Source organism: Glycocaulis sp., from assembly GCF_051859565.1.
Taxonomy (GTDB): domain Bacteria; phylum Pseudomonadota; class Alphaproteobacteria; order Caulobacterales; family Maricaulaceae; genus Glycocaulis.
The window spans coordinates 341,408-366,070 of the sequence record NZ_JBHYFK010000002.1 but is presented as its reverse complement, the minus strand read 5'-3'; the positions used below and the strand labels follow the sequence as shown (position 1 = coordinate 366,070).

Below are 24,663 nucleotides of genomic sequence, written 5' to 3'. Positions count from 1 at the left end.
GGCGGCGGCGCGGATAAGGCCGGTTATTGAAGGGGTTGAGGCGTGGAACGGGAAAATGACAGGCTCGCGCACGCCTTTGCAGACATCTGTCTGAAAGCCGCCATCGAGGTGATGGATGTCTATGACAGCGGCTTTGTCGTTCAGTCCAAGGATGATCGCTCGCCCGTTACAGCCGCCGACACCCGCGCCGAGGCTGTCATTCTCGAAGCGCTCAGACACATAGCGCCCGGCGTGCCGGTACTGGCCGAGGAAAGCTTCTCCGCCGGCGTGCGGCCCGATATTAATGGCGATTTCCTGCTGGTCGATCCGGTCGATGGCACCAAGGAATTCATCAACCGCAATGGCGAGTTCACCATCAATATTGCCCTCATCTCCGGGCGGGTGCCGATAGCGGGCTGCGTCTACGCCCCGGCCCTGAAGCGCATCTTCATTGGCGGAAAATCCGGGCTTAGCGGCACTTTTCCGCCGGGCGCAAAACTCGACGCAGGCGCGCTGTCGCCGATGCAGGCGCGCGCCATGCCGCAGACGGGCCGTATCGCGGTGATGAGCCGTTCGCACGCCGATGACCAGACCCGCGCCTTTGCCGCCGCCGAAGGGGTGAGCGAGACCGTCAGCGCCGGGTCATCGCTGAAATTCTGCCTGGTCGCAGATGGCAGCGCAGATCTCTATCCGCGCTTTGGCCCGACCATGGAATGGGATACGGCGGCTGGTCATGCGGTGGTGCTGGCAGCGGGCGGCGATGTCACCTGCCCGGACGGATCGCCCTTCCTCTACGGCAAGACAGAGACCGGCTATCTCAACGGCGCGTTTGTGGTGCGCGGGCGTCAACCGGCCTGACCAGAGGCCGCCGGGTCAACAGATCCAGCGGGCTATAGGCCAGCATGCGGGCGAAATCGGCTGCTGCAACCTTGCGGGCAGACTGCACCGCCCGGCGCTTCTCCCACAGGCCGGGCAGGCCCTTGAATGCATCTTTGAGCGCGCGGCCAAACAGGGCGAAATGCCCGAAGCGCGCCGCCGACGCCCATAGCGCCAGCGTCATCGCGCCGTGCAGTGGCGCGGTGAGCACCAGCAGCGGAAACGGCATGATCTTCATCCAGGTCCACAGCCGGTTGCGCGTGCCGTGATACGTGGCAAACACCGAGCGCCGCCCGCTGGATCCGTAGCCGACATGATCGACCACCGCGTTCTGCACATGGATGGCGGTGTGACCGGCCAGACGCGCGCGCGCGCCGAGGTCCACATCCTCCACATAGCAGAAATAGTCTTCATCAAAGCCGTTCAAATCCCCGAACACATCGCGGCGGATCATCATGGCGGCAGCGCAGGGCGCGAATATTTCGCCATCGGGCGGGGAGGCCATCTCGCGTCCATACGCCCCGCGATAAGGAATACCGGTGATGTGCCAGACATCGCCAGCCCCATCGAGCACGCCCGCATGTCCGTAAGCGCGCTGGGTGGAGCCAAAGAGGCTCACGTAGGGATAGCGCTCCGCCGCCGCCATCAGCTGTTCCAGCCAGTCTGGCTTAGGAAAGGCATCGGGGTTTAAAAGGACCAGCCAGCGCGTATCAGCCATCGCCGCCAGCCGGTTATTGCCGCCGGCAAAGCCCAGATTGGTGTCGGAGACGGCGAGCTCGATCCCATCCGGCATGTCAGCCGGCATCAGCTTGCCGGTCTGCGAGCCGTTTTCCAGCACCAGTATGCGCGCCGGGCGAAGGGACTGCGCAGCGAGGGCGGCTTTGAGCTGCGCCCAGTGCTGCGCGCTCTCATAGGCAACGATCAGGATCGTGACGTCCGCAACCATCCCGCTCGCCGCCACCGCCACTAGCCTATAGCCGGGCCGGGCAGCAGGCGCGCGCGGATCGTCCCCTCCAGTGCGTTGATCCGGTCAAGGAAGTCTGCCGGCAGATCACCTTCCAGATCGGCCAGCGCATAGCCGATCTCGGCATCGGTCTGCAGGAACTGGGCGGCCACGTTCGCGCCCGCCTTTTCGGCTGCATCATTGAGACGGCGCAGGAAGCCCGGCGCGTTGATATGGGGCACGGCCACGCGGGTCCGGCCCGGCTTGATCGGCCCCGGCTCCACTTGCGGGAAATTCACCGCATGCCCCGTCGAGCCCAGATAGAGATATTTGGCCAGCTTGATCGCGCTGTCCTGACCGATGGCGGCCTGCGCCTCCAGCGTCGAACCGCCAATATGCGGGGTCAGGATGACATTCTTGAAGTGCTGCAGGGGCGATTCAAACGTGTCGCCCTTGGCGCTCGGCTCCACCGGGAACACGTCCACCGCCGCACCGGCCAGATGTCCGCTGTCCAGTGCCGCCGCCAGTGCATCAATGTCGACCAGATCGCCGCGCGCCTGATTGATCAGGAAGCTGCCCGGCTTCATGGCGCGGATGCGCTGCGCATTCATCAGATTGCGGGTCTGCGGGCTGGACGGCACGTGCAGCGTGACCACATCACACTCGGCCAGCAGGGCCTCAAGGCTCTCCATGGGCCGCGCATTGCCGTGAGCGAGCTTGGGCTCCACATCGTAATAATAGACATGCATGCCCAGCGCCGAAGCGAGCACGGAGAGCTGGGCGCCGATATTGCCGTAGCCGACAATGCCAAGCTTCTTCTTGCGCACCTCGTTGCAGCCATCGGCGCTTTTCAGCCAGCCGCCCTCATGGATGGCGAACATTTTTTCCGGCACGCGGCGCATCAGCATGATGATCGAGGCAAGGGTGAGCTCGGCCACCGAGCGCGTATTGGCAAAGGGCGCGTTGAACACCGGAATGCCCCGGCGCGCAGCTTCGGCCAGATCAACCTGGTTGGTACCGATGCAGAAACACCCCACCGCCTGCAGGTCCGGCGCGGCATCGAGGATGTCTGCATCAATATGGGTGCGTGAACGGATGCCCAGCACCGACCGTCCTTTGAGCGCAGCCTTCAGCGCCACAGGCTCCGGCGATCCCGAGGCGCGGATTATCTCCATCGGACCATAGCTGGTCAGCGCGCTGTCAGCATCTTCATGAACATTTTCGACAAGGAGGGCGCTGAATGGAGTGTTGCTCACGGTAGGGACGGGCCTTCATTTCTGGAGTTGCTGCACTGCGGCAGTGAGCATGCGCCTGCTGCGCGCTTTCTTGCAACACCCTTGCTGGAATCAGGACGGCGCCGAGGGCAGATTTACCGTTACTGGCTGGCCATCCACCGTCACCGGCTGGTCTGCCGCTTCAAGCCGGTCGATCCGGACAAGGCCCAGCGCGAAGCGCTGCCCGCCAGACAGTATCTCGCCCAGCGGCGTCTCGCCCGCCATGACGGGACTGCCTTGCGCAAAGCCGCCCTGCCCGGTCAGATAGGCTGTCCGCTTCCTGACCCCGCCCTTGCGGTGCATGCGGCTGGCCACTTCCTGTCCGACAAAGCAGCCTTTCTTGTAATCGATCATGTGCAGAAGATCGTGGTTCACATCGGTGGAGAACACCTCCGCCGGGCCATAATCCAGCGGCATTTCGGTCACGCACGCCGCCGCATTGGCCGCGAAATAGCCGGATGTGTCTTCGCCAATTTCCGCCGTAGCAGGCACAATCGCCCGCATGCCCAGCCCCGGCCCGCGCGGGTCCGGCGCCAGGGCCAGTGCGGCCGCTTCCAGTGCCGCCGTCCCGTCACCGCGCGCCGCCGCCACGGCGAGATCATCGCGCAAGCCAAGCTCGGCCTTGGCGCGCAGCCGGTAGAGCGTGAAGCGTTTCAGGAGGGCGTCGGCCTCGCTTCGCGGCACATCGACAAACAGCCCGCCCTCGCCATCATCAAGGAAGATGAAATCGGCCAGCACCTTGCCTTGCGGGGTCAAAAGCGCCGATCCGACCGCCTTGCCGGGCGTGACGCCTTGCGGACCATTGGTGACGACGCGCTGCAGGAAATCGCGCGCATCCGCTCCGGTGATATGGATCACGGCGCGGTGGGAAAGACGGGTGAGGAAGCCGGTGTCTGACATGGCTTCGATGTGGCCCATCCATCGCCTGGCTGCAAGGGCGTCACTGGCGTGTCATTTGCCCCTTGCCGCTTTATCGGCAATCATCACCCACCGGCATTGAAGGAGGGGGCGATGTTTGGACGGGGCAAGGACCGCCTTCGCGGCGCCAGAGCCAGCTTTCAGGACGTGCTGACGGCTCTGCCCTACCGGCAGTCGATGTCTTTCGATCCCGGCCAGCCAAACCTCATCACCCACCAGCTCAAGCATGGCGACTATCTGGCCGGCGTCGGTACCGACAGTCTCGGCTCGGCCATCGCCATCATGAAGAAATTCCGCGACTGGGCGAGCGTGCGCGCCAGCACGACCCTGCTGCGCAAGGTGGAGGCGGTCTGCCCCGACATCCTGTTTGATCTCGAACAGAAGCTCTCCTTCACCAGCAATCTGGTGGAGTACTCGCTGGACTTCATGGACTGGGCGCAAAAGGCCCTGCAGGCGGTGGAGGATGCAAGGGCGGCAGGTGACAGGCAGCGCACGGCGGACGCACTTGTTACGCTCGTTACCGGCTTTGCCGCCTATATCAGCCAGATCGGCAGCTATTATCATGATTTCCAGAGCTATTTCGGCAAGGAAACCTATGAGCGCTACCGCGAGAATCTGAACACGCTGGCCAATGATGACCGGCGGGCCATCCACGCCTTCTACGCCCATTTCGAAGTGGCCGTCGCCAGCGTGGGGCGCATATACGGCCAGGAAATTCCCGCCATCCGCGCCATGGGCGAGATACCGCCCGCCTTCATCGTGAAATGGGCGGTATCGCTCGCAGGCTCGATCCAGAAACTCTATGGCAGCGCGCTCGATCTGCTGCAGCGCTGAAGCGCCGCGGCGGCTTGATCTGGCGGGCAGGCCCGCTCTGCGCTAAGCCACGCGCCATGACGCGAATTCTCTTCATCACAGCGACGCGCATTGGCGACGCGATCCTCTCCAGCGGCCTGCTGGACCATGTGCTGCGCACCCATCCTGATCCGCGCGTGACGATTGCCTGCGGACCGCTGGCTGCGCCGCTGTTCCGCGCCGTGCCGGGGCTGGAGCGCGTCATCGTGATGACCAAGAAAAAGGGTGGCGGCCACTGGTTCGATCTGTGGCTTAGCACCGTCACGCATCGCTGGGACATCGTGATCGATCTGCGCGAGAGCGCGACGAGCTGGTTCCTGCTGGCGGGCAAGCGCCATGTGAAGCGCAACTGGCCGGGCGACGGCACGCCGGTTCACCGGGTCGAGGAGGCGGCAGCCTTTCTGGGCATATCGCCCGCGCCCTCGCCCGTGCTCTGGCTGGATGATCTGGCGCGCGCGCGTGCTCGCGCCCTGATGCCCGATGCGCCGGTGCTGGCACTCGCGCCTGCCGCCGCTGCGCGCTTCAAGGAATGGGCGCCGGAGCGCTTTGCCGGGCTGGCCCTGGCCCTCACGGGTCCCGATGGCGCGCTGGCGGGGGCGCATGTCGCCATTTTCGGTGGACCGGGCGATGAAGCCACCGCGCGCGCCGTCACCTCGCAGCTGGACCCTGAGCGCACACACGATTTTACCGGCCAGCTGGATCTGGTTGAAACCGGGGCCTGCCTGTCACAAGCGGCGCTGTTTGTTGGCAATGATAGCGGGCTGATGCACATGGCGGCGGCCGCCGGCACGCCGACGCTTGGCCTGTTCGGGCCGACCGATGAACGCATCTATGGTCCGTGGGGCCGCAGAACCGCCACCGTACGCGCGGGCGATCAGGCCGATGAGCGCACGCGCGACCGGCTGAAAACGTCTGAGACCGGCCTGCTGGCCGATCTGGAGCTTGCGCCGGTACTGGCAGCGGCGGACAATCTGATCAGACAGGAGAGCGCAGCATGAGCGAGACATTCGACACCCTCATCAAGGGCGGCACAATCGTCAGCCATGCCGGGCGCATGAAGGCCGATATTGGCATTCGCGATGGCCGCTTTGCCGCCATGGGCGATCTCTCCGCCGCCAGCGCGGGCGAAGTGATCGATGCCAAGGGGCTGCATGTCCTGCCCGGCGTGATCGATACGCAGGTCCATTTCCGCGAGCCGGGCCTGGAATGGAAGGAAGACCTTGAAAGCGGCAGCCGGGCTGCGGCTCTTGGAGGCGTGGTGTGCGTCTTTGAAATGCCCAACACCAATCCGGCGACGACCACGCCGGAGCTGATGGCCGACAAGGTGAAGCGCGGTACACACCGCATGCACACCGATTTTGCCTTCTATGCGGGCGCGACCAAGGAAAACGTCCACCTGCTTCGCGAGATGGAGCTGATGGCCGGGTGCTGCGGCGTGAAAGTGTTCATGGGCGCGTCCACCGGCGATCTGCTGGTCGATACCGATGAGGGCGTGGCAGCCGTGCTGAACGTGATCGAGCGGCGCGCGGCCTTCCACTCCGAGGATGAATTCCGCCTGGCTGACCGGCGCGCGCTGGCCCGCCATGGCGACTGGACGAGCCATGTGGAGGTGCGCGACGACATCGCCGCCATGCAGAGCACGCAGCGCCTGGTGCGCCTCGCGCGTGAGGCGGGCAAGCGCATCCACGTGCTGCACATCTCCACTGCTGACGAGATCGACTATCTCCAGCACCACAAGGATATTGCCAGCGTGGAGGTGACGCCCCAGCACCTGACCCTGGCCGCACCGGAATGCTATGAGCGCCTGGGCGCCTACGCGCAGATGAACCCGCCCGTGCGCAACGCAAAGCACCGCGAAGGGCTGTGGCGCGGCGTCGATCAGGGCATTGCCGATATTCTGGGCTCTGACCACGCGCCCCATACGGTGGAAGAAAAATCCAAGCCCTACCCGGCCTCGCCATCGGGCATGCCGGGCGTGCAGACGCTGGTGCCGCTCATGCTCGATCATGTGAGCAAGGGCAAGCTGACGCTGGAGCGCTTTGTCGACCTGACGAGCCACGGGCCGCAGCGCGTGTTCGGCCTCGCGAACAAGGGCCGCATCGCCGCCGGATACGATGCCGATCTGACGCTGGTCGATCTGCACGCCGTGCGCACTATCGAGGAAAGCTGGCTGGCCTCACGCTGCGGCTGGTCGCCCTTTACCGGCGACACGGTCACCGGCTGGCCGATGGGCACAATCGTGCGCGGACGCACGGTGATGCGCGATGATGAGCTGGTCACGCCGTCAACCGGCGAAGCGGCCCGCTTTGTGGAGACGCTGGGGGCGGTTTAGACCTTACGTTCTGAAACCCCGGACGCGAAGCGATCCGGGGCCCCTCTCCGGGTCATCCTGCACGAGGTCCCGGCTCTGCGCTGCGCTTGGCCGGGATTTCAGTGAGGAAAGAAGCCTCACCCCAGCTCGATTACCGCATCGACCTCTACCGCCGCACCCAGCGGCAGGACCGGACAGGCGACGGCGGAGCGGGCGTGACGGCCCGCATCGCCAAACACTTCCACCATCAGGTCTGAACAGCCATTGATGACTTTGGGAATGTCGGTGAAGGCCGGGTCTGCGGCGACGAAGCCGCCAAGGCGCACCACGCGCTTTACCCGGTCGAGATCACCCTCACAGGCAGCCGCAAACTGGGCGATGAGATTGAGCCCGCACAGGCGCGCAGCCGCCTGGCCTGCGGCCACATCCATGTCCTGCCCCAGCGTACCCTTCACGAGGCCGTCCGGCCCGATCGAGACCTGTCCCGACACGAACACCAGATTGCCCGAGCGCACGAAGGGCACGTAATTGGCCACCGGGGCGACGGCCTGCGGCAGGGTGATACCAAGCTCTGCGAGGCGCTTTGCGAACTGGGACATGGGGAACTCCTGGAAGAAAAGTGGCCTGTCTTGGCCGGGGCACCAACGGTTTCTCCCCCCGTTTACGGGGGGAGTGGCCCGAAGGGCCGAGGGGGGGGGGGGATTGCAGGAATGCTCCCCCCTCCGCCTTCTTCGAAGGCACCTCCCCCGTGAACGGGGGAGGACAAGTCAGCTTAAAACCGCTCCACGGCCATGGCGGTAGCTTCGCCGCCACCAATGCAGAGCGAGGCGACGCCGCGCTTCTGATCGTGCTTTTCCAGCGCCGAAAGCAGCGTGACGAGGATGCGCGCACCAGAGGCGCCGATCGGGTGGCCGAGGGCGCAGGCACCGCCGTTTACGTTGATGACATCGTGTGAGAGGCCCAAGTCCTTCATCGCGATCATCGGCACGCTGGCAAACGCCTCGTTGATCTCGAACAGGTCTACGTCCTTGGTGGCCCAGCCCGCACGCTCCATCACCTTGCGCATGGCCGGCACCGGCGCGGTCATGAAGTAGGCCGGCTCGTGGGCATGCGCCGCCGTGGCGACGATTTTCGCGATGGGTTTGAGGCCCCGGCGTTCCGCTTCAGACAGGCGCATCAGCACCAGAGCCGCCGCGCCATCAGAGATGGCAGAGGCGTTGGCGGCTGTCACCGTGCCGTCCTTGGTGAAGGCCGCGCGCAGCTCCGGGATTTTTTCGGGGCGCGCCTTGCCGGGCAGCTCGTCATGCTCGACCGTCACATCGCCCTTGCGGGTGGAGATGGTGACGGGGGCAATCTCGCGCTTGAACACCCCGTCCTTCGTGGCGGCCTGCGCACGTTTGAGCGTCTCGATGGCGTAGGCGTCCTGGTCTTCGCGGGTGAACTGGTATTCCTGCGCCACCATGTCGGCATAGACGCCCATGGCCTTGTGCTCATAGGCATCTTCAAGCCCGTCGAGCGCCATGTGATCTTTCAGCGTGTCATGGCCGTACTTGAAGCCCGCGCGGTGGGTGGGCAGAAGGTGCGGCGCGTTGGTCATGGATTCCATGCCGCCTGCTACGATCACGTCCGCCTCACCAGAGGCGATCATCGCGCGGGCATAGATCGCCGCCTGCATGCCCGAGCCGCACACCTTGTTGAGCGTGGTGGCCTGAGCCGATTTGGGCAGGCCCGCCTTGATGGCGGCCTGACGGGCGGGCGCCTGACCCTGACCGGCGCTCAGCACATTGCCCATGAAGACCATGTTGACGTCGTCGCCGGCGACACCGGCTTCGGCCAGAGCGGCCTTGATGGCGATGGAGCCAAGCTCGGGCGCGGCCATAGCCGCCAGATCGCCCAGCAGCCCGCCCATGGGGGTGCGCGCCATGCCCACAATGACGATGGGATCGTCTGCGCTCATGATTATCTCTCCTGTTTCAGGATGAAAGGGGTATGCGTGTTAAAAACTGGCGCGCATGTGAAGGCCCCGCGCCGCGCTGCGTCAAGGCTTTTCGCAGGTGCAATGTCAGGCGCGGTCGAGCCCCACCGCTTCCGCCAATATAGTAGCGAGCCCGTCATCGAGATCGTCAACCGCGTAAATTTTCACGTGACGCAAGGCCTTTCCACTGCCTTCCACGCGCACATGACCTGCCAGTTCAGCCCCGCGGAAAAACTGCAGATTGATGTGCGCCTTGTGCGGCACGATCGAGCAGATCCGACCCTCGCCTGAGTAGCAGGGATACCCCCAGGCCAGCGCCTCCGTCAGTTGCGGCGCACGCGCCCGGATCCAGCCGCGCACCTCACGCGCCAGCGGCGCGGTGGCCTTTTCGCGGTCCAGCTTATCGAAATAGGCATCGGCGCTCATGCGGCCTTGTCCTCGCTCCTGGTAGCCGTGATCCAGCCCCCGCCCAGCACGCGCGATTCCTCGTCCACGCTGTAGAAGACACACGCCTGACCGGGGGCCACACCTTCCTCGCCCGCGGCCAGTGTCACACTGACAGCGCCGTCTGCACTCACATGCAGGCTGGCGGGGCTGGGCGGGCGCGTGGAGCGGACTTTCACCGCGATCTCCATCCCGTCGGCATCGACAAGGCTGCCATCGCCAATCCAGTTCACATCGGCAAGCTGGATGGTGCGCACGGCCAGCGCCTCGCGCGGGCCGACAACGACCTGCGCCTTGGCAGCATCGAGGCGGATCACGTAGAGCGGCTCGCCGGTGGCCACGCCGAGCCCGCGGCGCTGACCCACCGTGTAGTGGATCACTCCCTCATGGGTGCCAAGCACCCGGCCATCCTCATGGACGATCTCGCCGGGGCGCGCAGCGTCCGGGCGCAGGCGTTTGACCACGCTGGCGTAATCGCCATCGGGCACAAAGCAGATGTCCTGACTGTCAGGCTTGGCGGCCACGATCAGACCCATCGCCAGGGCCAGCTCGCGCGTCTGGTCCTTGGTCAGATGCCCCAGCGGGAAGCGTAAGTAATCCAGCTGCTCAGGCGTGGTCGCGAACAGGAAATAGGACTGGTCCTTGCCGTGGTCTTCGGCGCGCAGCAGCACCGGCCCGCCTTCGCGGTCCTCGCGGCGGATATAATGGCCCGTCACCAGCGCGGCTGCGCCCAGTTGCTGCGCGGTGCTCAGCAGGTCGGCAAATTTCACAGACTGGTTGCAGCGCACGCACGGGATCGGCGTGGAGCCCGCCAGATACGTGTCGGCGAAGTCTTCCATCACCGCTTCACGGAAGCGGCTCTCATAGTCCAGCACGTAATGCGCAAAGCCCATGGCCTCCGCCACCCGGCGTGCATCATGGATGTCCTGCCCGGCGCAGCACGCGCCCTTGCGGTGGATGGCCGTGCCATGATCGTAGAGCTGCAGCGTCATGCCGACGACCTGATAGCCCGCACGGTGCAATATGGCCCCGACGACGGATGAGTCCACGCCGCCGGACATGGCCGCCACAACACGGTGATCTTGCGGGTTACCGCCCAGCCCCAGAAACTCGCCGGTCAGGCCGAACTCGGCCATCAGCGCGTCGACACGCGCCGCATCGGCAGCCGGGTTGGCAGAAAGCGTGTCGCGCAGGCCCCCTGCGGGGCGCGCCTGAATAAGGGTCGTCATCTCTTTTTCCTTTCCCGCCGGTTCAAGGCCGGTGGCAATGGGTGTCAGGGGCGGCATATAGCGCATGGACGCGGCAAATAGAAGGCATGCCCGCGTCGCGCCCCGCCGTTAGCATGGCGTTTACGATTATTACGGGTTTCGATGGATTTCCGGCGGCGCGGCGCGCATGCTTTCCTCATGAACGCTGCATTCGCATCCGGTGTTTCGGGCTTTGCCTCTGCCACGGCTCTTATGAACCGCGCGGCAGACCGGGTGTCTGGCGTTCGTGACCTGACCATCCCCGACCGCTCTTCCCGCGCGGTCAACACTCCAGGCGCGCCTGCCGGCAATTCCCCTCAAAAACCCGCACCCGGCGGGCGCGTCACTCCTTCCCCCGACTACGCCGCAGCCGCCGTGGACATGATCCAGGCGCAAAACCTCGCCGCCGCATCGGGCGCCATCGTGCGCGCCGCTGACGACATGGTTGGCGCGCTGCTGGACGTGAAGGCCTGACCCTTCAAATCCTGCGACCGGCCCCTTAACCTTGCGCTGCAACAAGAAGGGGTGATCCATGACCGAGACGATGCGCCGCCGCGCGCAGTACCGCAGGCTCGCCTTCCGGCTGGAATCCTGGATGCGCACCCGGCTGTGGGCACAGGTCATGGCCGGGCTGGTGCTGGGCGTACTTGCCGGTCTGTTGCTGGGTCCTGAAGCCGGTCTCATCCCGCGTGACACGGCGGAACTGATTGGCGGCTGGCTCGCCCTGCCCGGCAGCATCTTCCTTTCCCTCATCAAGATGGTGCTGATGCCGCTGGTCCTATCCTCCATCGTGCTGGGGCTGGCCGCGAGCGCGTCCGACCCTGCGGGCCTGCGCGCCTCGGGCACGCGCCTTGCCGGATTCGTAGGTGTCACAACGCTTGCTGCGGCCCTGCTGGGGGCGACGCTGGGCCTGACCATCGCGCCGGGCACGCTGATCGATTCTGCCACAGCCGAGGCCGTGGCGGGCGATGCGCCGCTGGTGGTTGATGCGGCAGAAGAGGCTCCCGCCAATAATGACCGGCTGGGCGAGATCATCCAGACCGCGCCGGATCTGATCGTGGGATTGGTGCCGGACAACCCCCTCGCCTCCGCCGTCCAGAACGAGATGCTGGCGATCGTGATTTTCGGCCTGTTCCTCGGCGCCGCCTATGTCAGCTCCACCAACAAAACCCGGCTCGACCCGCTGCTCGGCGTGTTCGAGGGGCTATTGGAAGTCTCGATGACGGTGGTGCGCTGGGCGATGTATATCACGCCCTATGCCGTGTTCGGCCTGACTGCCCAATTGCTGGCGCGCCTCGGCGTGGGGTCGCTGGCAGCACTCGGAGCCTATGTGGGCACGGTGCTGATCGGATTGGCCATCCTCCTGATCCTCTATCTGGCGCTGGTCGCTTTGCTCGGCCGGATGAACCCGCTGAAGTTCCAGTCAGCCGTCGGCGAAGCGCAGCTGCTTGCCTTCTCCACCTCCTCATCCGCCGCTGTCATGCCGCTTTCCATCCGTATCGCGGTAGAAAAGCTCGGCGCACCACCCTCCATGGCCAGCTTTGTCATCCCGCTGGCCGCCACCGTGAACATGGCCGGCACGGCGCTCTATCAGGCCGTCGCCGTGATCTTCGTGGCGCAAGTGGCCGGCGTCACGCTGGCACCGGGCGAAATTGCCATTATCGTGCTGACGCTGGTGGCTGCCTCCATCGGCGCGCCGGGTGCTCCGGGCGTGTCCATCGCCATTCTTTCCGGACTCATCGCCAGCTTCGGCATACCCCCCGCCGGGCTGGTCTTCGTGCTGGGCGTGGACAGGTTCCTCGACATGGCACGCACATCGGTCAATGTAACGGGCGATCTGGCCGCGACGCGGATTCTCGCCGTCAGCACGCATCGCAAGGAAGAGGACTGAAAAAAGCGCCCATGGCTTCGGTAAACGTCGATCTTGTCCTTGATCCGGTGTGCCCGTGGTGCTGGCTTGGCCATCGCTACTGGCAGGCGGCGCAGGCCCTTGTGCCGGAAATCCCGGTGGAGACCGTGCTGCGCCCCTTCCAGCTGGATGCCTCCATCCCCAAGGCTGGCCTGCCCTATCAGGACTATATGAGGAAGCGCGTCGGCGAAGACAGTCAGGGCCGCTTCAAGGCCATGCGCGAGCACCTGGAAGCCGCAGGCCCCGAAGCAGGCATCGTCTTCAATTTCGATGAAATCCCCATGCGCCCGAACACGATGGATGCGCACCGCCTGATCCGCTGGGCGCAAGGCCAGGGCAAGGGGGCAGAGGCTGCCGAAGCGCTCTTTAAGGCCTATTTCGAGGAGCGGCGCGATATAGGCGCGGCCTCAGAACTGACCGCGATAGCAGAGAGTATCGGGCTGGATGCCAATGTGGTGGCCGACCTTCTCTCCACCCATCGCGACAAGGATGTGCTGGAGCGCGAGGAGAAGTTCTACCGCTCGCTGGGCGTGGCGGGCGTGCCCTGCTTCATCTTCAACGGTGCGTTCACCGTCTCCGGGGCCGAGGCGCCTGAAGTGCTGGCGGACGCCATACGCAAGGCTGCCAGCCTGCCACCTGAGGAAGACGCATGATGCGCGCGCTCCCCGCTCTGGCCGCTGTCCTGCTGGCGGCATGCTCGCCTGGCCCGCGCACCCCGCCTGACGGGGCCGAACAGGCCCGCTTCATTGCCGTGTGCAGCGAACGTTTCGACTATGGCGATGAAGCCTGCACCTGCCTGTCAGAGCGTGCCGCACGCCGCTTTGATGCGGTGGCCTACTCGATCCTGATCGAGTCCATGACCGGCCAGCCTGTCCGCGCGCGCATGGATGCCGCCGGGCTCAATTCCAGCGTCCAGGGCGCGCTCAGCCGCTTCGTCGCTGAGACCGCCCTCTCCTGTTATCCGGAAACCTGATTGCGCACAGCTGCGGCGCACCCGATAGTGCGCGTCAAAGGCTGAGCTCAATCGGCCTCGCGGGAGGACTATCACCATGACACCAGTGGCCGTCGCCGGTCTCTATATCGGCATCAATCTGCTCATTCTGCTCGCTCTGGCCTGGAACGTCATCGATGGCCGGCGGAGCAGCAAGGTCGGCTTTGGCGATGGCGGTGATGAAAGCCTCGCCCGGCGCATCCGCGTGCATGCCAACGCGACCGAGTGGGTGCCGGGCATGCTGATCGGCCTGCTGACGCTGGCGCTGCTCGACGCGCATATCTACGTCCTGCACGCGCTCGGCATCGCCCTGACGCTGGCGCGCGTGCTGCACGCCTTCGGCCTGACAGGCAGTTCCGGCACCAGCTTTGGCCGGTTCGGCGGCGCGCTGATCACGCTTCTGGTCTATCTGGCGGGCAGTGTTGCCATTCTCTGGTACGCGCTGACCTGATTGCGGGGCGGGTGATTGCCCGGCGCGCGGCACACCGCTATAGCCGGTGACCATGACCGATAAAGCCCGAAACACCGCCGCATCGCCCGCCAGCGGGCCGAGCACCGAAACCCTGCTGCCGCTGGCTGAAAGCCTGCTCAAACGCGCCATGGCCGCCGGGGCCGATGCCGCCGAAGTAATCCTGGGCGAAGCGCGCTCGCTGGAAGTCTCGGTACGCGAAGGCGCGCTGGAGGATGTGGAGCGCTCTGAAGGGCGCAGCGCGGGCCTGCGCGTCTTCATCGGCAAGCGCATGGCGGGCACCAGCTTTTCAGACCTTACCGACGAGGGCGCGCGCCTTGCAGTGGAGCGCGCCATCGCCATGGCGCGCGTGGCGCCTGAAGACCCGTATTGCGGCCTTGTCGAGCCTGACCAGCTCGCCCGCACCATCCCCCATATCGATCTTTACGAGGATATGGACTGGGATGCAGGCGCGCTGGAGGCCGAGGCGCTGGAAATGGAAGCGGCCGCGCGCGCCGTTGACGGGGTGGCAATGGTTGCCAGCTCCGGCGCCAGCCTGTCGGCCAGCGCCGCCGTCATGGTCACCTCCACTGGCTTCACCGGCGCCAAGCTTGGCTCCATGGCTTCACGCGGGATCGCGGCCATCGCAAAATCGGGCGAGCTGATGGAGCGCGATTACGACCAGCATTCCATGCGCCAGCGCGCCGCCTTGCGCAGCGCAGAAGAGCTGGGCCGCTCTGCCGGTGAGCGTGCCGTTGCCCGCCTCGGCGCCGAAAAGATGAAATCCGGCAAAATGCCCGTCGTCTTTGATGAGCGCGTGGCGACCAGCTTCCTCGGCGCGCTGCTGGGCGCGATCTCCGGGCCGTCAATTGCGCGCGGCACCTCCTTCCTGCGCGACAAGAATGGCGCGCAGATTTTCGCCGAGGGCATCGACATCGTTGAAGACCCGCTAAAGCCCTGGGGCCATGGCAGCCGCGCCTTTGACGGCGAAGGCGTCGCCACGCGCCCGCGCGCCATCATCGAGGATGGCGTGCTGACCGGCTGGCTTCTGAACGCCGCCAGCGCCCGCCAGCTCGGCCTGCCGCTCACCGGCCATGCCAGCGCCGATCCAGGCGGCCCTCCGGGGGTCAGCGTCTCCAATCTGCACCTTGCACCGGGCGAGCGCTCGCGCGCCGAACTCATCGCGGATGCGGGCAATGGCCTGCTGGTGACAGAAATGTTTGGCGCCTCGCTCAATTCCAATACCGGCGACTGGTCGGTCGGTGTAGCAGGGCATCGCATCGAGAACGGCAAGATCACCGGCGCAATCAGCGAGAGCACCGTGGCGGGCAACATGCTGGATATTTTCGCCCGGCTGCAGCCCGGCAGTGATCTGGAATTCTCTGGCCGGATCAACGCCCCCAGCGTGCTGGTGGACGCGCTTTCCGTTGGCGGGCGCTAGCGCGGATATTGACCTTCTGGCCGGAGCGGCGCGCGACGCTGGCCACCTCGTCATGGACTATTTCGGCGAAGGCTCGCGCCTGAAGCACTGGGAAAAACGCCCCGGCGATCCGGTCAGCGCGGCAGACATGGCCGCCGATGCCTTCCTGAAAGACACGCTGCTTAACGCCCGGCCCGATTATGGCTGGCTGTCAGAGGAAAGCCGCGCCGAACCCGGATCGTCGGGCCGGATCTTTGTCGTCGATCCGATTGATGGCACCCGCGCCTTCATCAAGGGTCGTACTGATTTCTGCGTCTCGCTGGCTATCGTGGAAAACGGCCAGCCCATAGCCGCCGCGATCTGCGCGCCCGCACGCGGGGAGTTCTATACCAGCGTGCGCGGCGAGGGCGCGCTGTGTAACGGCGAACGCCTGCAGGTCTCCCGCCAATCTGCCATCGCCGGAGCAAAGCTGCTGGGCGATGCGGGGCGGCTGGGCGATCTGCGCTCCATCGGAGCTCAGACCATCCACATCAATTCTGTGGCGCTAAGGCTCGCTCTCACCGCCAGTGGACAGGCCGATGGGCTGGTCGCGGTGCGCCCGAAAAATGACTGGGATCTGGCGGCTGGCCATCTCATCGTGACGGAGGCGGGCGGGCGCCTCTCCTCGCCGGATGGCGTGAAGCTCAGCTATGATGACGAAAGCCACCGCCAGCCAGCGCCCATCGCCGCTGGCCCGGCGCTCCATGCTTTGCTATTGGAGCGCCTTGCCCTGCGATCAAAGGAATCACCATGAGCCAGCAGCTTCTCCATCTCGTGATCGGCGGCGAGTTGACCGAGGTTCGCCCGGACGTTCACGAGTTCAAGGATTTGGGTGCCGTCGAATTCGTCGGCGCATTCCCCGACTATGAAAGTGCGCGCATGGCGTGGAAGGCCGCTGCGCAAAACACGGTCGACAACGCCCATATGCGCTTCTTCATCATCCACGCCCACAAGCTGCTCGACCCCGCCAATGGCGGGCCGCAGGGCTAAGAGGCAAGGACGCTGAGCGATCCCGCCCTTCCGGTACGCTCCGGCCCGCAATCGGCCGGAACGCTCGCACTCGCCGCGCGGCTGTTTTCCGGCTGGATCGCGCCCAGATGGCCTTTGCTCCTGCTGGGCCTCTTCCTCTCTGCCGTCACGGCCGCCTCGGTAAGTGGCTATGCGCTCGTGGTGCGCGAGATGACCGCGCTGATGGAGCTGCGCGATGCGCGCGTCATCTGGCTGGCCCCGGCGATTGTGCTGCCACTGGTGCTGATCCGCAGCCTTAGCCTCTACTGGCAGACGCTGGCCACCAACCGGCTGGCGCTGGGCGTGATGCGCGATCTGCAGACCGCCATGTATGCCCGCCTGATGGACGCCGACTTTGCCCGCCTGCAGGGCGAGGGCGCTGGCTCGCTGGTGTCGCGCTTTACCAATGACATCACCACCTTGCGCGAAAGCCTTGTACGCGCCGCCAACAACCTCACCCGCGACACGCTGCAGGTGATTGGCGGGGTGGCGGTGATGATCTGGCTGGACTGGGTGCTGGCCCTATTGCTGCTGCTGATCCTGCCTCTGGCTGGCGCGCCGGTGCTGCGCATTGGCGCCATCATCCGCAAGCGTTCACTCAGCGTGATGAGCCAGATGGGCAATGTGACGAGCTTTCTGGAAGAAACCCTGAGCGGCACGCGCCTCATCAAGACCTTCTCGCTGGAAAACTACGCCCGTGGCCGCTCGCGCACGGCCTTTCAGGAGCGCTTCCAGCTCTTGCAGGCCATGGTGCGCGACCGCTCCAAGATCGAACCGCTGATGGAGATCGCCGGCGGTGTCGCGCTGGCGGGCATTTTCGCCGTCGCGGGCTGGCGCATGGCGACAGGCGACAGCGATGTGGGCCGCTTCCTTGGCGTGATCGCGGCGCTTCTGATCGTCAGTCCGGCCTTGCGTGCGCTCGGCTCGCTGGCCGGTGCCATACAGGAAGGCATGGGCGTGCTGGAGCGCGTCTTCAACCTGCTCGACGAAGACCCGCGCCTGGTGGAACGCTCCGGGGCAAAGCCGCTGAAGCTGAAGGGTGGCACAATTGCCCTGAAGGACGTGCGCTTCGCCTATGGCCCCGAAGCCCCGGCCCTCAATGGCGTCTCTCTGAAGGTACCAGCGGGCAAAACGGTAGCGCTTGTCGGACCGTCCGGTTCGGGCAAAACCAGCGTGCTCAATCTCATTGCACGCCTGTTCGATCCGCAGTCTGGCACCGTGGAGATTGACGGGCAGGACATCGCCACGGCTACACTGGCCAGCGTACGTGGCTCGCTGGCCCTTGTCAGCCAGGACACGACCCTGTTTGACGACACCATCGCCGCCAATATCGGCTTTGGCGCGCTGGACGCCGGTCAGGACGCCATCGAGGCCGCCGCGAAGGCCGCCGACGCGCACGACTTCATCATGAGCCTGCCCGGCACTTACGAATTCCGGGCCGGGCCGCGCGGCAATCTGCTCTCCGGCGGACAGCGCCAGCGCATCTCCATCGCCCGCGCGCTTCTCAAAGACGCGCCCATCTTGCTGCTGGATGAAGCGACATCCGCGCTGGATGCCCAGTCGGAAGAGCGGGTCCAGGCGGCGCTGGAGCGCCTGAGCGCCGGGCGTACCACGCTCGTCATCGCGCACCGGCTCTTTACCGTGCGCAATGCAGACTGGATCTATGTGATGGATCAGGGCCGGGTGGTGGAAGAAGGCCGCCATGATGATCTGGTGGCCAGAGGCGGGCTCTATGCCCAGCTATGCCGTATCCAGTTCCGCGACGGCGATCAGGCGACGTAGAGCGTATCCTCGTCGGCTTCCGAGCGCAGCCACGCATCCGCCTCGGCAACAGACTCAAAGACGAAGGATTCATGGCCGGTGGCACTCAGGCCGCGCCGCCAGACACGGGCATAGGCGCAATCAAATTCGCGTGCCACAATGGCAATCCGGCTGGCTGGCATCTGGCGGCCACAGGCTTCCGCCAGGTCCATGGCCTTGCTGCTGTCGATCGCGGCGTGGGCGAGCCGGGTGTCAAACAGCACCTTGCGGGCAGGCTGGGCCAGGAAAAATTCAAGGAAGTCGGGCGTGCTTTGTGAATAGGTTGAGGTGTCACGCGCGCCGGAAACGGCGATAATCACAATCGAGCGATCGGGGCTCAGTGATATGTGGTGACGGCCCATATGCCCTCCCAATGGAGAACGATATTGCCATGGGAAAGGTTAATATCCGGTGGCCCTGATAACGGTATCATTCCCGCCTGAGCAGGCGTTCGGTAATAAATGACCCCCACCAGCTGGCCATGAAACCATCATGACAGGCCTGCCGGTCGTACTCGGTTCTTACCCAGGTCAGGAAATCGACGGGCTCTTTCGCGTTGCGGTCCACATAAAGCTGGAAGAAATGATCCAGCATGCCGGTCTTGCCCTGCTTTACATGGCCATATTTGAGCGACAGGTGTGCCAGCGCCGCTTCGACCGTCCAGCCCTCGTGCAGGATGAGGTAGAGCACGGCCACAATGCCGGCCCGGTCAGAGCCGGACTTGCAGTGCATGAAGGCGGGGTACTCGATGGTATTGAAGACCTCGATCAGCCGCTCGATACGCTCGACATAGGGCGCCTCGCGTGAACCCCAGCCCAGATCAATCACGGTCATCCCGTGCTTCTTCGCGGCCCAGTGCTCAAGATCGTAATAGGCTTTTCCCGGCTGCACGCCGCGCAGGTTCAAAATGGTCTTGAAACCCTCGTCTGCCAGCCACGCAATGCGCTCCGGGTCAGGCTGATTGCCGCGCCACATCTGCCCGGCAACATGGCGGTGATTGCGGAAGGCCCGGCGCAGCACGCCATGATCGTCCCACATGAGGCTGTTGCGGGCACGCGCCAGAACGGCCGGATCATCAAAATTCTCGCTCATGGAGGGCGGACTTAAGCGTTAAGCACGATGCGCGCAACAACACTTGATGCTTGACGTAAGGCGGCGCTCTGGCCAGCAACAGGACATGGCAAGGTCCGTATTGAGCTTTACGCCCGTCCAGATCGCGCTTGGCGCGCTGATGGGCGGCTATATGTCCCTCGTCCAGCACACGACGCGCTGGGACGTGCGGCGCAGCGAAGCCATGCGCGAGATCGCCGCGCGCGGCGGCGGCGCCATTGGCGCCTTCTGGCATGGCCGTCTGCTGATGAGCATCGCGCTCTGGCCGCCCCGCACGCAGCAGCCCGCCATCCTGGTCTCGCGCTCGGTCGATGGCGACATTATCGCGCGCGCCGCCGCCCACCATAAGGTCGCCGGCATCCGCGGCTCCACACGCAAGCGCCGCCGCGACGGCACCCATGACGACAAGGGCGCGATGAGCGCCTATCGCGCCATGGTGCGCCATATTGATGAGGGCGGCGTGATGGCCATTACGCCGGACGGTCCCAAAGGCCCGCGCATGCGCGTCACACCGGGTGCCTTGCGGCTGGCAGAGGCCACTGGCGCGCCCCTGCTGGCGGTCAGCTGGTCGATCCGCTGGCGCAAGGTGTTCAACTCCTGGGACCGCTTCGTGCTGCCCTTCCCGTTTTCGCGCGGCGTCATCATCTGGAGCGAGCCCTACCAGCTGCCGGAAAATCCCACCGCCGAAGACCGCGAAGCGGCCCGTGTCTGGCTGGAGGAGACGCTGATCGCGCTGACGCGTGAAGCGGACCTAGCCTGCGGCGTCGAGCCGGTTGAACCGGCACCTCCAGGAGGCGCGCGCAAAGCATGACCGGCCTGCCCCCTGCCCTCTCCCTCTATCGCCTTGCATCCGGGCTGGCCGCGCCGCTGGCCCCTGCCCTATTGTCGTCGCGCGCGGCCAAGGGCAAGGAGGATCAAAGCCGCGTGGCCGAGCGTCTGGGCCGTGCCTCCCTGCCCCGGCCTGAAGGCAGCCTTATCTGGATCCATGGTGCCAGCGTCGGCGAAAGCCGCGTTGCGCTTACCCTTGCCAGTGCGCTGATCGCGGCCCGTCCCGGCCTCAACGTGCTGCTGACCTCCGGCACCGTCACCTCCGCGGCCCTTGTCGGACGCGAAGCACCGCCCGGCGTCATCCATCAGTACATCCCTGCAGACACCCCCGGCGCCGCACGGCGTTTCGCCGCGCACTGGAAGCCGGATGTGGCCGTGTTTGTGGAAAGCGAGCTGTGGCCGAACCTCATTCTCGAAACGGCACGCTCCGGCGCGCGTCTGGCGCTGGTCAATGCGCGGATGAACGAGGCCTCCTTGCGCCGCTGGCAACGCTGGCAGCGATCCGGCAAGGCGCTGGTCGGCCTGTTTGACTGGATCAGCCCCGCAGACGGGCGCACCGCGCGCGGGCTTGGTCAGTTGCTCGGCCGCAAGCTGTCCGTCGCAGGCAATCTGAAGCTGGAAATCCTCCCCGCCATGCCGTCCAGGGACAAGCTGGCCGCGGCCCGCACCATCGTCAATGGCCGCCCTCTATGGGTGGCGGCCAGCACGCATGCGGGCGAGGAAGAGATCGTTCTGGACGCCCACCAGCATCTTCTCGCCCGTCATCGCGACGCCCTGCTCATTCTGGTGCCGCGCCATCCTGACCGTGCCGGCGCAATCGGGAACCTCATGGAGCAGCGCCAGCTCGGGTTTGCCCTGCGGTCGCGGCGTGAAGCCCCCGGCCAGGACACGCCCGTATGGCTGGCAGACACGCTGGGCGAGATGTCTCTCTGGTTTGAACTGGCGCCCGTAGCCCTGATCGCTGGCAGTCTGAAACCCGCCATTGGCGGGCATAACCCGATCGAAGCGACACGGCTGGGCTGCCCGGTCATTTCCGGTCCATGGCGTGACAGCTTCTCCGACATTTTCGACGCCTACGAAACCTATGGCGCCGTCACCACGGTGCAGGACGCCGCCGGGCTGGCCGAAGCCGTACGGCGGACATGGGCTGGTGAGGGCGCAGACGTGAGCGCAGGCCAGGCCGCCCTGTCAGCGCTGACCGGCAATGTGCTGGAGACCACCACGCGCAAGCTACTATCCCTTCTCGACACGCCTGCGGAGAAAAGCTGATGCGCCCGCCCGCCTTCTGGAATGACAAGGCCGGCCGCTCCTCAGGTGCCGTCACGCGCGCCCTGCTCTCCCCGCTGGGCTGGGCCTATGCGGCGGCAGGCGCGGCGCGCATTGCACGCACAACGCCCTTCAAGGCGGATGTGCCGGTGATCTGCGTCGGCAATCTGACCCTTGGCGGCACCGGCAAGACGCCCGTCAGCGCAACACTGCTGGCCATGCTGCAGGACATGGGCGCGAACCCGTTCGCCCTGTCACGCGGCTGGGGCGGGCGTCTGAAAGGTCCGGTGCGGGTCGATGCGGGCCAACACAGCGCAGACGATGTGGGCGATGAGCCGCTATTGCTGGCGCGCGCCGCGCCAGCAATCATCTCGGCTGACCGCCCCGCAGGGGCGCAGCTCGCCGCCAATGAGGGCGCCGGCATCATCGTCATGGATGACGGCCACCAGAACCCTACCCTGCACAAGGATTTCTCTTTCGTCGTGGTCGATGGCGAGACCGGCTGGGGGCCGGGCACCATCTTTCCGGCTGGACCATTGCGTGAGCCCGTCAGCGCCGGACTGGCGCGCGCGGACGCCGTGATTGTGATGATGGGTGACAGCGAAACCCTGCCCGACCTTGCCCGACTGAAGCTCGACACGCTGGAAAAGCCGGTTTTCCGCGCATGGCTCGCTCCGTCCGCCTCCGTGCCGGAGGGCAGATTGCTGGCCTTTGCCGGCATTGGCCGGCCGCAGAAATTCTTTGATGGCCTCAAGGCTGCAGGCGGCGACCTGGCCGATGCCATCCAGTTTCCCGACCATCACCGCTTCAGCGCGAGCGATCTCAAACGCCTGGCAGACCTCGCCGACAGTTGGGATGCCCGGCTTGTCACCACCGAGAAGGATTATGTGCGCCTGCCTGCTGACTGGCGCGAGCAGGTCTCAAGCTATCCGGTGCAGGCCGTATTTGCCGACGAGGCCCGGATCAGGGATTGTCTGGCACAGATCACGGCGAAGGCAGGGACGTCATAGTGTCAATTCTGCAGGCTATGGGGCGGCGCGCCGAAGCGCTGGGCTGGGACGGCTATCAGAGCCTGATGCGCACCATGAGCGTGGAGGCCGCCAGCGATTTTGGCGCCTCCGTGGGCGCGCGTCTGGGGCCGCGCCTCAGCCCGCATAAAGTCGCCCGGCGCAATATGGAGCTGGTCTTTCCTGATGCCGGCCGGCGCGAGATCGACGCGCTTCTGGTCGCCATGTGGGACAATATCGGCCGGCTGCTCGGCGAGTTTCCCAACCTGCACCGCATGGATCTCAAAGTCACCGGCGACAGCATCCGCCTTGAGGGACGCGACGTCATCGACGAACTGGCGCGCAAGGGCGATCCGGTCGTTTTTGTCGGCGGGCATTTCGCCAACTGGGAAGTGCTGGCCGCCGTGCTGGCAAACGCCATGCCCAAATGCCGGATGACCTACCGCCATGCCAATAACCCGCTGATCGACCGGCGCATCGTCAACCAGCGCGCGGCCTATGGCGTGGAGATATTCGCGCCCAAGGGCGAGGCGGGCGCCAAGGAAGCGCTCAAGGCGCTGCAGACCGGTCACTCGGTGGCGCTGATGAACGACCAGAAGATGAATGACGGGATCGAGGCGCCGTTTTTCGGCCTGCCCGCCATGACCGCCTCCGGCCCTGCGCGCATGGCGCTCAAATACGATGCGCCCATGGTGCCGATGTCGATCGTGCGCCGCCATGGCGCGAATTTCACGGTGAAGGTCTACGAGCCACTACCGCGTCCGCAGGCAGCAGACCGCACGCAAGCCATTCTGGAAATGGTCACAGGCGTGAACCGCTTTATCGAGCAGCGCATCCTTGAAACGCCGGCCCAGTGGTTCTGGGTACACCGGCGCTTTCCCAAGGACATCTACCGCAAGGCGTCCGGCTGAACATCCAGTGTCGCGAACGGGTCCACATTGCGCCCGTGCCAGCGTATGCGCCAGCACAGGTGGGGGCCGGTGGAGCGCCCGGTGGAACCGACGCGGGCGATCAGCTGGCCCTGCTCGACCACATCACCTTCTTCAACAAGGACTTCGGACAGGTGCAGATAGGCCGAGTTGAAGCCCTGCCCGTGATCGATGAAGATCAGACCGCCTTCAAAATACATGTCGGTGTCAGCCAGCCTGACAATGCCGCCAGCCGGTGCCAGTACCTCGGTGCCCGTCGGCGCGGCGATGTCTACCCCGTAATGGGGGGTGCGCGGCTCGCCATTATAGATGCGCTGACCGCCGAACCGGCTCGAGATGCGCCCCTGTGCGGGCTGGATGAAGCCGGTCATGAACCCGTCACCTTCCCAGCGTGAGGCATGGGCCTGGCCTTTGCGCACGCCTTCGGCGCGAATACGCTCCAGCACTTCCGGCGGCGGCGTGACCATGGCAGGCGGCAGGCCCTCAATGCGCTGGATGTCATACTCCGCTGGCGCCACATCATAGCGCGCATCGAACACCCATTCCCCGTCGATCCGGACACGCAGGCGCGTCTCTTCGGGCGCGTCGCGGTCATGGCCGAGAATGACCCAGCCCTCGTCATTGGCGCGGGTCTCGACATCATCGATCATGACGGTGGCACCGGGCGCAGTACGGCATACCAGCACACCGCCCTGACGGTGTTCACCGCTGCACGCAATCGCAGGCTCAGGGCTGGCAATCGCCAGCACAGCCGCAAGAAGCACGCTCATGTCTGCATCCCCGGCTGTGAATGGATTTCCAGCCAGCGTTTGGTCGCGGCCTGTGCATCCTTGAAGGCTTCCTGAAGCTCAGAGCTCCAGTAGCGCAGCTGGTTGAGCGGGATTTTCTCGCCTGTGACGGCGCACAGCACATAAGCGCCCGGCTCCAGTATCATGAAGTCGGCATCGCCATATTCCAGCTTGGCTTCGCCTGTAAAATCGCGCTCGAAGCGGTTCATGTGCACTCCCGGATTGTGTTCTGCCGCTTTCTATCACGGGCGCTGCGCTGCATCAAAGTGCGAGACAGCGCCTTGACCGCACCGGCAGCAAC

At 65.3% G+C, this 24,663-nt stretch carries 28 protein-coding genes; 17 read left to right on the top strand and 11 right to left on the bottom strand.

The features are described 5' to 3' along the window. Positions 1 to 42: 42 nt before the first annotated feature. The gene (gene cysQ, locus ACTIGC_RS04215) at positions 43 to 837 is read left to right on the top strand and encodes a 3'(2'),5'-bisphosphate nucleotidase CysQ (RefSeq protein ID WP_439633216.1); all 795 of its coding nucleotides are present in this window, start codon (positions 43 to 45) and stop codon (positions 835 to 837) included. Here the strand turns inward: cysQ and ACTIGC_RS04210 are convergent. The 3 genes from ACTIGC_RS04210 to ygfZ all read right to left on the bottom strand — a co-directional run bounded on the left by ACTIGC_RS04210 (position 797) and on the right by ygfZ (position 3,972). Then, on the bottom strand, positions 797 to 1,801 hold the full coding sequence (locus tag ACTIGC_RS04210) for a glycosyltransferase family 2 protein (RefSeq protein ID WP_439633215.1): 1,005 nt from the start codon (positions 1,799 to 1,801) through the stop codon (positions 797 to 799). The two genes, cysQ and ACTIGC_RS04210, sit on opposite strands and share 41 nt — an antisense overlap. A 20-nt stretch (positions 1,802 to 1,821) precedes the next feature. Further along, a complete protein-coding gene (gene serA, locus ACTIGC_RS04205) occupies positions 1,822 to 3,054 on the bottom strand; it encodes a phosphoglycerate dehydrogenase (protein ID WP_439633214.1) in 1,233 nt (410 codons plus the stop codon). A gap of 90 nt (positions 3,055 to 3,144) precedes the next feature. Beyond that, positions 3,145 to 3,972 (bottom strand): CAF17-like 4Fe-4S cluster assembly/insertion protein YgfZ, encoded by an 828-nt coding sequence (gene ygfZ / locus ACTIGC_RS04200; protein WP_439633213.1) that lies wholly within the window; start codon positions 3,970 to 3,972, stop codon positions 3,145 to 3,147. A 111-nt stretch (positions 3,973 to 4,083) separates the two neighbouring features. Here ygfZ and ACTIGC_RS04195 point away from each other — a divergent pair, with 111 nt between their 5' ends. Genes ACTIGC_RS04195 through ACTIGC_RS04185 form a run of 3 tightly spaced genes read left to right on the top strand, consistent with a single transcriptional unit; the run spans position 4,084 to position 7,174 of the window. Further along, the gene (locus ACTIGC_RS04195) at positions 4,084 to 4,824 is read left to right on the top strand and encodes a hypothetical protein (protein WP_439633212.1); all 741 of its coding nucleotides are present in this window, start codon (positions 4,084 to 4,086) and stop codon (positions 4,822 to 4,824) included. Between the two features lie 56 nt (positions 4,825 to 4,880). After that, positions 4,881 to 5,840, top strand: coding sequence for a glycosyltransferase family 9 protein (locus ACTIGC_RS04190; RefSeq protein WP_439633211.1), 960 nt, complete (start codon positions 4,881 to 4,883; stop codon positions 5,838 to 5,840). Continuing rightward, a complete protein-coding gene (locus ACTIGC_RS04185; protein ID WP_439633210.1) occupies positions 5,837 to 7,174 on the top strand; it encodes a dihydroorotase in 1,338 nt (445 codons plus the stop codon). Before ACTIGC_RS04190 ends, ACTIGC_RS04185 begins: the two co-directional genes overlap by 4 nt. A gap of 116 nt (positions 7,175 to 7,290) precedes the next feature. Here ACTIGC_RS04185 and ACTIGC_RS04180 read toward each other — a convergent pair whose 3' ends face one another. The 4 genes from ACTIGC_RS04180 to mnmA form a co-directional block, all read right to left on the bottom strand. After that, on the bottom strand, positions 7,291 to 7,752 hold the full coding sequence (locus ACTIGC_RS04180) for a RidA family protein (protein WP_439633209.1): 462 nt from the start codon (positions 7,750 to 7,752) through the stop codon (positions 7,291 to 7,293). Positions 7,753 to 7,925: 173 nt separating this feature from the next. Beyond that, positions 7,926 to 9,110, bottom strand: a complete 1,185-nt coding sequence (locus ACTIGC_RS04175) for a thiolase family protein (protein WP_439633208.1) — start codon at positions 9,108 to 9,110, stop codon at positions 7,926 to 7,928. A gap of 105 nt (positions 9,111 to 9,215) precedes the next feature. Then, positions 9,216 to 9,554 carry a DUF1801 domain-containing protein gene (locus ACTIGC_RS04170; protein WP_439633207.1) on the bottom strand — a complete coding sequence of 113 codons (339 nt, stop codon included), beginning with the start codon at positions 9,552 to 9,554 and terminating at the stop codon, positions 9,216 to 9,218. Further along, complete coding sequence (gene mnmA / locus ACTIGC_RS04165; protein ID WP_439633345.1) at positions 9,551 to 10,708, bottom strand: tRNA 2-thiouridine(34) synthase MnmA; 1,158 nt, start codon at positions 10,706 to 10,708, stop codon at positions 9,551 to 9,553. The genes ACTIGC_RS04170 and mnmA overlap by 4 nt, the downstream gene beginning before the upstream one ends. Before the next feature lie 270 nt (positions 10,709 to 10,978). Here mnmA and ACTIGC_RS04160 point away from each other — a divergent pair, with 270 nt between their 5' ends. The 9 genes from ACTIGC_RS04160 (at position 10,979) to ACTIGC_RS04120 (ending at position 18,416) form a co-directional block, all read left to right on the top strand. Continuing rightward, positions 10,979 to 11,293 carry a hypothetical protein gene (locus tag ACTIGC_RS04160; protein ID WP_439633206.1) on the top strand — a complete coding sequence of 105 codons (315 nt, stop codon included), beginning with the start codon at positions 10,979 to 10,981 and terminating at the stop codon, positions 11,291 to 11,293. A gap of 58 nt (positions 11,294 to 11,351) precedes the next feature. Further along, positions 11,352 to 12,710, top strand: a complete 1,359-nt coding sequence (locus ACTIGC_RS04155; protein WP_439633205.1) for a dicarboxylate/amino acid:cation symporter — start codon at positions 11,352 to 11,354, stop codon at positions 12,708 to 12,710. Positions 12,711 to 12,721: 11 nt separating this feature from the next. Beyond that, positions 12,722 to 13,381, top strand: a complete 660-nt coding sequence (locus ACTIGC_RS04150) for a DsbA family oxidoreductase (protein WP_439633204.1) — start codon at positions 12,722 to 12,724, stop codon at positions 13,379 to 13,381. Next, positions 13,378 to 13,701 (top strand): hypothetical protein, encoded by a 324-nt coding sequence (locus tag ACTIGC_RS04145; RefSeq protein ID WP_439633203.1) that lies wholly within the window; start codon positions 13,378 to 13,380, stop codon positions 13,699 to 13,701. Before ACTIGC_RS04150 ends, ACTIGC_RS04145 begins: the two co-directional genes overlap by 4 nt. A 76-nt stretch (positions 13,702 to 13,777) precedes the next feature. Then, positions 13,778 to 14,170, top strand: coding sequence for an MAPEG family protein (locus ACTIGC_RS04140; protein WP_439633202.1), 393 nt, complete (start codon positions 13,778 to 13,780; stop codon positions 14,168 to 14,170). Between the two features lie 52 nt (positions 14,171 to 14,222). Next, positions 14,223 to 15,608 carry a TldD/PmbA family protein gene (locus tag ACTIGC_RS04135; protein ID WP_439633201.1) on the top strand — a complete coding sequence of 462 codons (1,386 nt, stop codon included), beginning with the start codon at positions 14,223 to 14,225 and terminating at the stop codon, positions 15,606 to 15,608. Then, the gene (locus tag ACTIGC_RS04130) at positions 15,595 to 16,380 is read left to right on the top strand and encodes a 3'(2'),5'-bisphosphate nucleotidase CysQ (RefSeq protein WP_439633200.1); all 786 of its coding nucleotides are present in this window, start codon (positions 15,595 to 15,597) and stop codon (positions 16,378 to 16,380) included. The genes ACTIGC_RS04135 and ACTIGC_RS04130 overlap by 14 nt, the downstream gene beginning before the upstream one ends. Further along, the gene (locus ACTIGC_RS04125; protein WP_439633199.1) at positions 16,377 to 16,616 is read left to right on the top strand and encodes a DUF4170 domain-containing protein; all 240 of its coding nucleotides are present in this window, start codon (positions 16,377 to 16,379) and stop codon (positions 16,614 to 16,616) included. Before ACTIGC_RS04130 ends, ACTIGC_RS04125 begins: the two co-directional genes overlap by 4 nt. A 12-nt stretch (positions 16,617 to 16,628) precedes the next feature. Next, positions 16,629 to 18,416, top strand: coding sequence for an ABC transporter ATP-binding protein (locus ACTIGC_RS04120; RefSeq protein WP_439633344.1), 1,788 nt, complete (start codon positions 16,629 to 16,631; stop codon positions 18,414 to 18,416). Here ACTIGC_RS04120 and ACTIGC_RS04115 read toward each other — a convergent pair. After that, positions 18,404 to 18,796 carry a hypothetical protein gene (locus ACTIGC_RS04115; protein WP_439633198.1) on the bottom strand — a complete coding sequence of 131 codons (393 nt, stop codon included), beginning with the start codon at positions 18,794 to 18,796 and terminating at the stop codon, positions 18,404 to 18,406. The two genes, ACTIGC_RS04120 and ACTIGC_RS04115, sit on opposite strands and share 13 nt — an antisense overlap. Positions 18,797 to 18,863: 67 nt before the next feature. Further along, complete coding sequence (locus tag ACTIGC_RS04110) at positions 18,864 to 19,526, bottom strand: fused DSP-PTPase phosphatase/NAD kinase-like protein (protein WP_439633197.1); 663 nt, start codon at positions 19,524 to 19,526, stop codon at positions 18,864 to 18,866. Between the two features lie 46 nt (positions 19,527 to 19,572). Between ACTIGC_RS04110 and ACTIGC_RS04105 the strand changes: the two genes are divergently transcribed. From ACTIGC_RS04105 to ACTIGC_RS04090, 4 genes are read left to right on the top strand one after another with little or no spacing between them, the layout of a single operon-like run. Further along, positions 19,573 to 20,355 carry a lysophospholipid acyltransferase family protein gene (locus tag ACTIGC_RS04105; protein ID WP_439633196.1) on the top strand — a complete coding sequence of 261 codons (783 nt, stop codon included), beginning with the start codon at positions 19,573 to 19,575 and terminating at the stop codon, positions 20,353 to 20,355. Continuing rightward, the gene (locus ACTIGC_RS04100) at positions 20,352 to 21,641 is read left to right on the top strand and encodes a 3-deoxy-D-manno-octulosonic acid transferase (RefSeq protein WP_439633195.1); all 1,290 of its coding nucleotides are present in this window, start codon (positions 20,352 to 20,354) and stop codon (positions 21,639 to 21,641) included. The genes ACTIGC_RS04105 and ACTIGC_RS04100 overlap by 4 nt, the downstream gene beginning before the upstream one ends. Beyond that, on the top strand, positions 21,641 to 22,648 hold the full coding sequence (lpxK, locus tag ACTIGC_RS04095) for a tetraacyldisaccharide 4'-kinase (RefSeq protein ID WP_439633194.1): 1,008 nt from the start codon (positions 21,641 to 21,643) through the stop codon (positions 22,646 to 22,648). The genes ACTIGC_RS04100 and lpxK overlap by 1 nt, the downstream gene beginning before the upstream one ends. After that, positions 22,648 to 23,556, top strand: a complete 909-nt coding sequence (locus ACTIGC_RS04090; RefSeq protein WP_439633193.1) for a lysophospholipid acyltransferase family protein — start codon at positions 22,648 to 22,650, stop codon at positions 23,554 to 23,556. The genes lpxK and ACTIGC_RS04090 overlap by 1 nt, the downstream gene beginning before the upstream one ends. On the opposite strand, the gene ACTIGC_RS04085 is transcribed toward ACTIGC_RS04090, so the two are convergent. Together ACTIGC_RS04085 and ACTIGC_RS04080 are read right to left on the bottom strand one after the other, a co-directional pair. Beyond that, the gene (locus tag ACTIGC_RS04085; RefSeq protein WP_439633192.1) at positions 23,535 to 24,344 is read right to left on the bottom strand and encodes a peptidoglycan DD-metalloendopeptidase family protein; all 810 of its coding nucleotides are present in this window, start codon (positions 24,342 to 24,344) and stop codon (positions 23,535 to 23,537) included. The two genes, ACTIGC_RS04090 and ACTIGC_RS04085, sit on opposite strands and share 22 nt — an antisense overlap. Continuing rightward, positions 24,341 to 24,571 (bottom strand): DUF2093 domain-containing protein, encoded by a 231-nt coding sequence (locus tag ACTIGC_RS04080; RefSeq protein WP_439633191.1) that lies wholly within the window; start codon positions 24,569 to 24,571, stop codon positions 24,341 to 24,343. The genes ACTIGC_RS04085 and ACTIGC_RS04080 overlap by 4 nt, the downstream gene beginning before the upstream one ends. Positions 24,572 to 24,663: the final 92 nt, after the last annotated feature.

Bases quoted from the DNA above. Each gene is read 5' to 3' on its own strand.
- ACTIGC_RS04185 (WP_439633210.1), top strand. From the start codon at position 5,837: ATGAGCGAGACATTCGACACCCTCATCAAGGGCGGCACAATCGTCAGC.
- ACTIGC_RS04150 (WP_439633204.1), top strand. From the start codon at position 12,722: ATGGCTTCGGTAAACGTCGATCTTGTCCTTGATCCGGTGTGCCCGTGG.
- ACTIGC_RS04155 (WP_439633205.1), top strand. From the start codon at position 11,352: ATGACCGAGACGATGCGCCGCCGCGCGCAGTACCGCAGGCTCGCCTTC.
- ACTIGC_RS04160 (WP_439633206.1), top strand. From the start codon at position 10,979: ATGAACGCTGCATTCGCATCCGGTGTTTCGGGCTTTGCCTCTGCCACG.
- lpxK (WP_439633194.1), top strand. From the start codon at position 21,641: ATGCGCCCGCCCGCCTTCTGGAATGACAAGGCCGGCCGCTCCTCAGGT.
- mnmA (WP_439633345.1), bottom strand. From the start codon at position 10,708: ATGGCCGAGTTCGGCCTGACCGGCGAGTTTCTGGGGCTGGGCGGTAAC.
- ACTIGC_RS04085 (WP_439633192.1), bottom strand. From the start codon at position 24,344: ATGAGCGTGCTTCTTGCGGCTGTGCTGGCGATTGCCAGCCCTGAGCCT.
- ACTIGC_RS04115 (WP_439633198.1), bottom strand. From the start codon at position 18,796: ATGGGCCGTCACCACATATCACTGAGCCCCGATCGCTCGATTGTGATT.
- ACTIGC_RS04210 (WP_439633215.1), bottom strand. From the start codon at position 1,801: ATGGTTGCGGACGTCACGATCCTGATCGTTGCCTATGAGAGCGCGCAG.
- ACTIGC_RS04100 (WP_439633195.1), top strand. From the start codon at position 20,352: ATGACCGGCCTGCCCCCTGCCCTCTCCCTCTATCGCCTTGCATCCGGG.
- ACTIGC_RS04135 (WP_439633201.1), top strand. From the start codon at position 14,223: ATGACCGATAAAGCCCGAAACACCGCCGCATCGCCCGCCAGCGGGCCG.
- ACTIGC_RS04125 (WP_439633199.1), top strand. From the start codon at position 16,377: ATGAGCCAGCAGCTTCTCCATCTCGTGATCGGCGGCGAGTTGACCGAG.
- ACTIGC_RS04105 (WP_439633196.1), top strand. From the start codon at position 19,573: ATGCTTGACGTAAGGCGGCGCTCTGGCCAGCAACAGGACATGGCAAGG.
- ACTIGC_RS04080 (WP_439633191.1), bottom strand. From the start codon at position 24,571: ATGAACCGCTTCGAGCGCGATTTTACAGGCGAAGCCAAGCTGGAATAT.
- ygfZ (WP_439633213.1), bottom strand. From the start codon at position 3,972: ATGTCAGACACCGGCTTCCTCACCCGTCTTTCCCACCGCGCCGTGATC.
- ACTIGC_RS04170 (WP_439633207.1), bottom strand. From the start codon at position 9,554: ATGAGCGCCGATGCCTATTTCGATAAGCTGGACCGCGAAAAGGCCACC.
- ACTIGC_RS04140 (WP_439633202.1), top strand. From the start codon at position 13,778: ATGACACCAGTGGCCGTCGCCGGTCTCTATATCGGCATCAATCTGCTC.
- ACTIGC_RS04180 (WP_439633209.1), bottom strand. From the start codon at position 7,752: ATGTCCCAGTTCGCAAAGCGCCTCGCAGAGCTTGGTATCACCCTGCCG.
- ACTIGC_RS04195 (WP_439633212.1), top strand. From the start codon at position 4,084: ATGTTTGGACGGGGCAAGGACCGCCTTCGCGGCGCCAGAGCCAGCTTT.
- ACTIGC_RS04190 (WP_439633211.1), top strand. From the start codon at position 4,881: ATGACGCGAATTCTCTTCATCACAGCGACGCGCATTGGCGACGCGATC.
- ACTIGC_RS04110 (WP_439633197.1), bottom strand. From the start codon at position 19,526: ATGAGCGAGAATTTTGATGATCCGGCCGTTCTGGCGCGTGCCCGCAAC.
- ACTIGC_RS04145 (WP_439633203.1), top strand. From the start codon at position 13,378: ATGATGCGCGCGCTCCCCGCTCTGGCCGCTGTCCTGCTGGCGGCATGC.
- ACTIGC_RS04175 (WP_439633208.1), bottom strand. From the start codon at position 9,110: ATGAGCGCAGACGATCCCATCGTCATTGTGGGCATGGCGCGCACCCCC.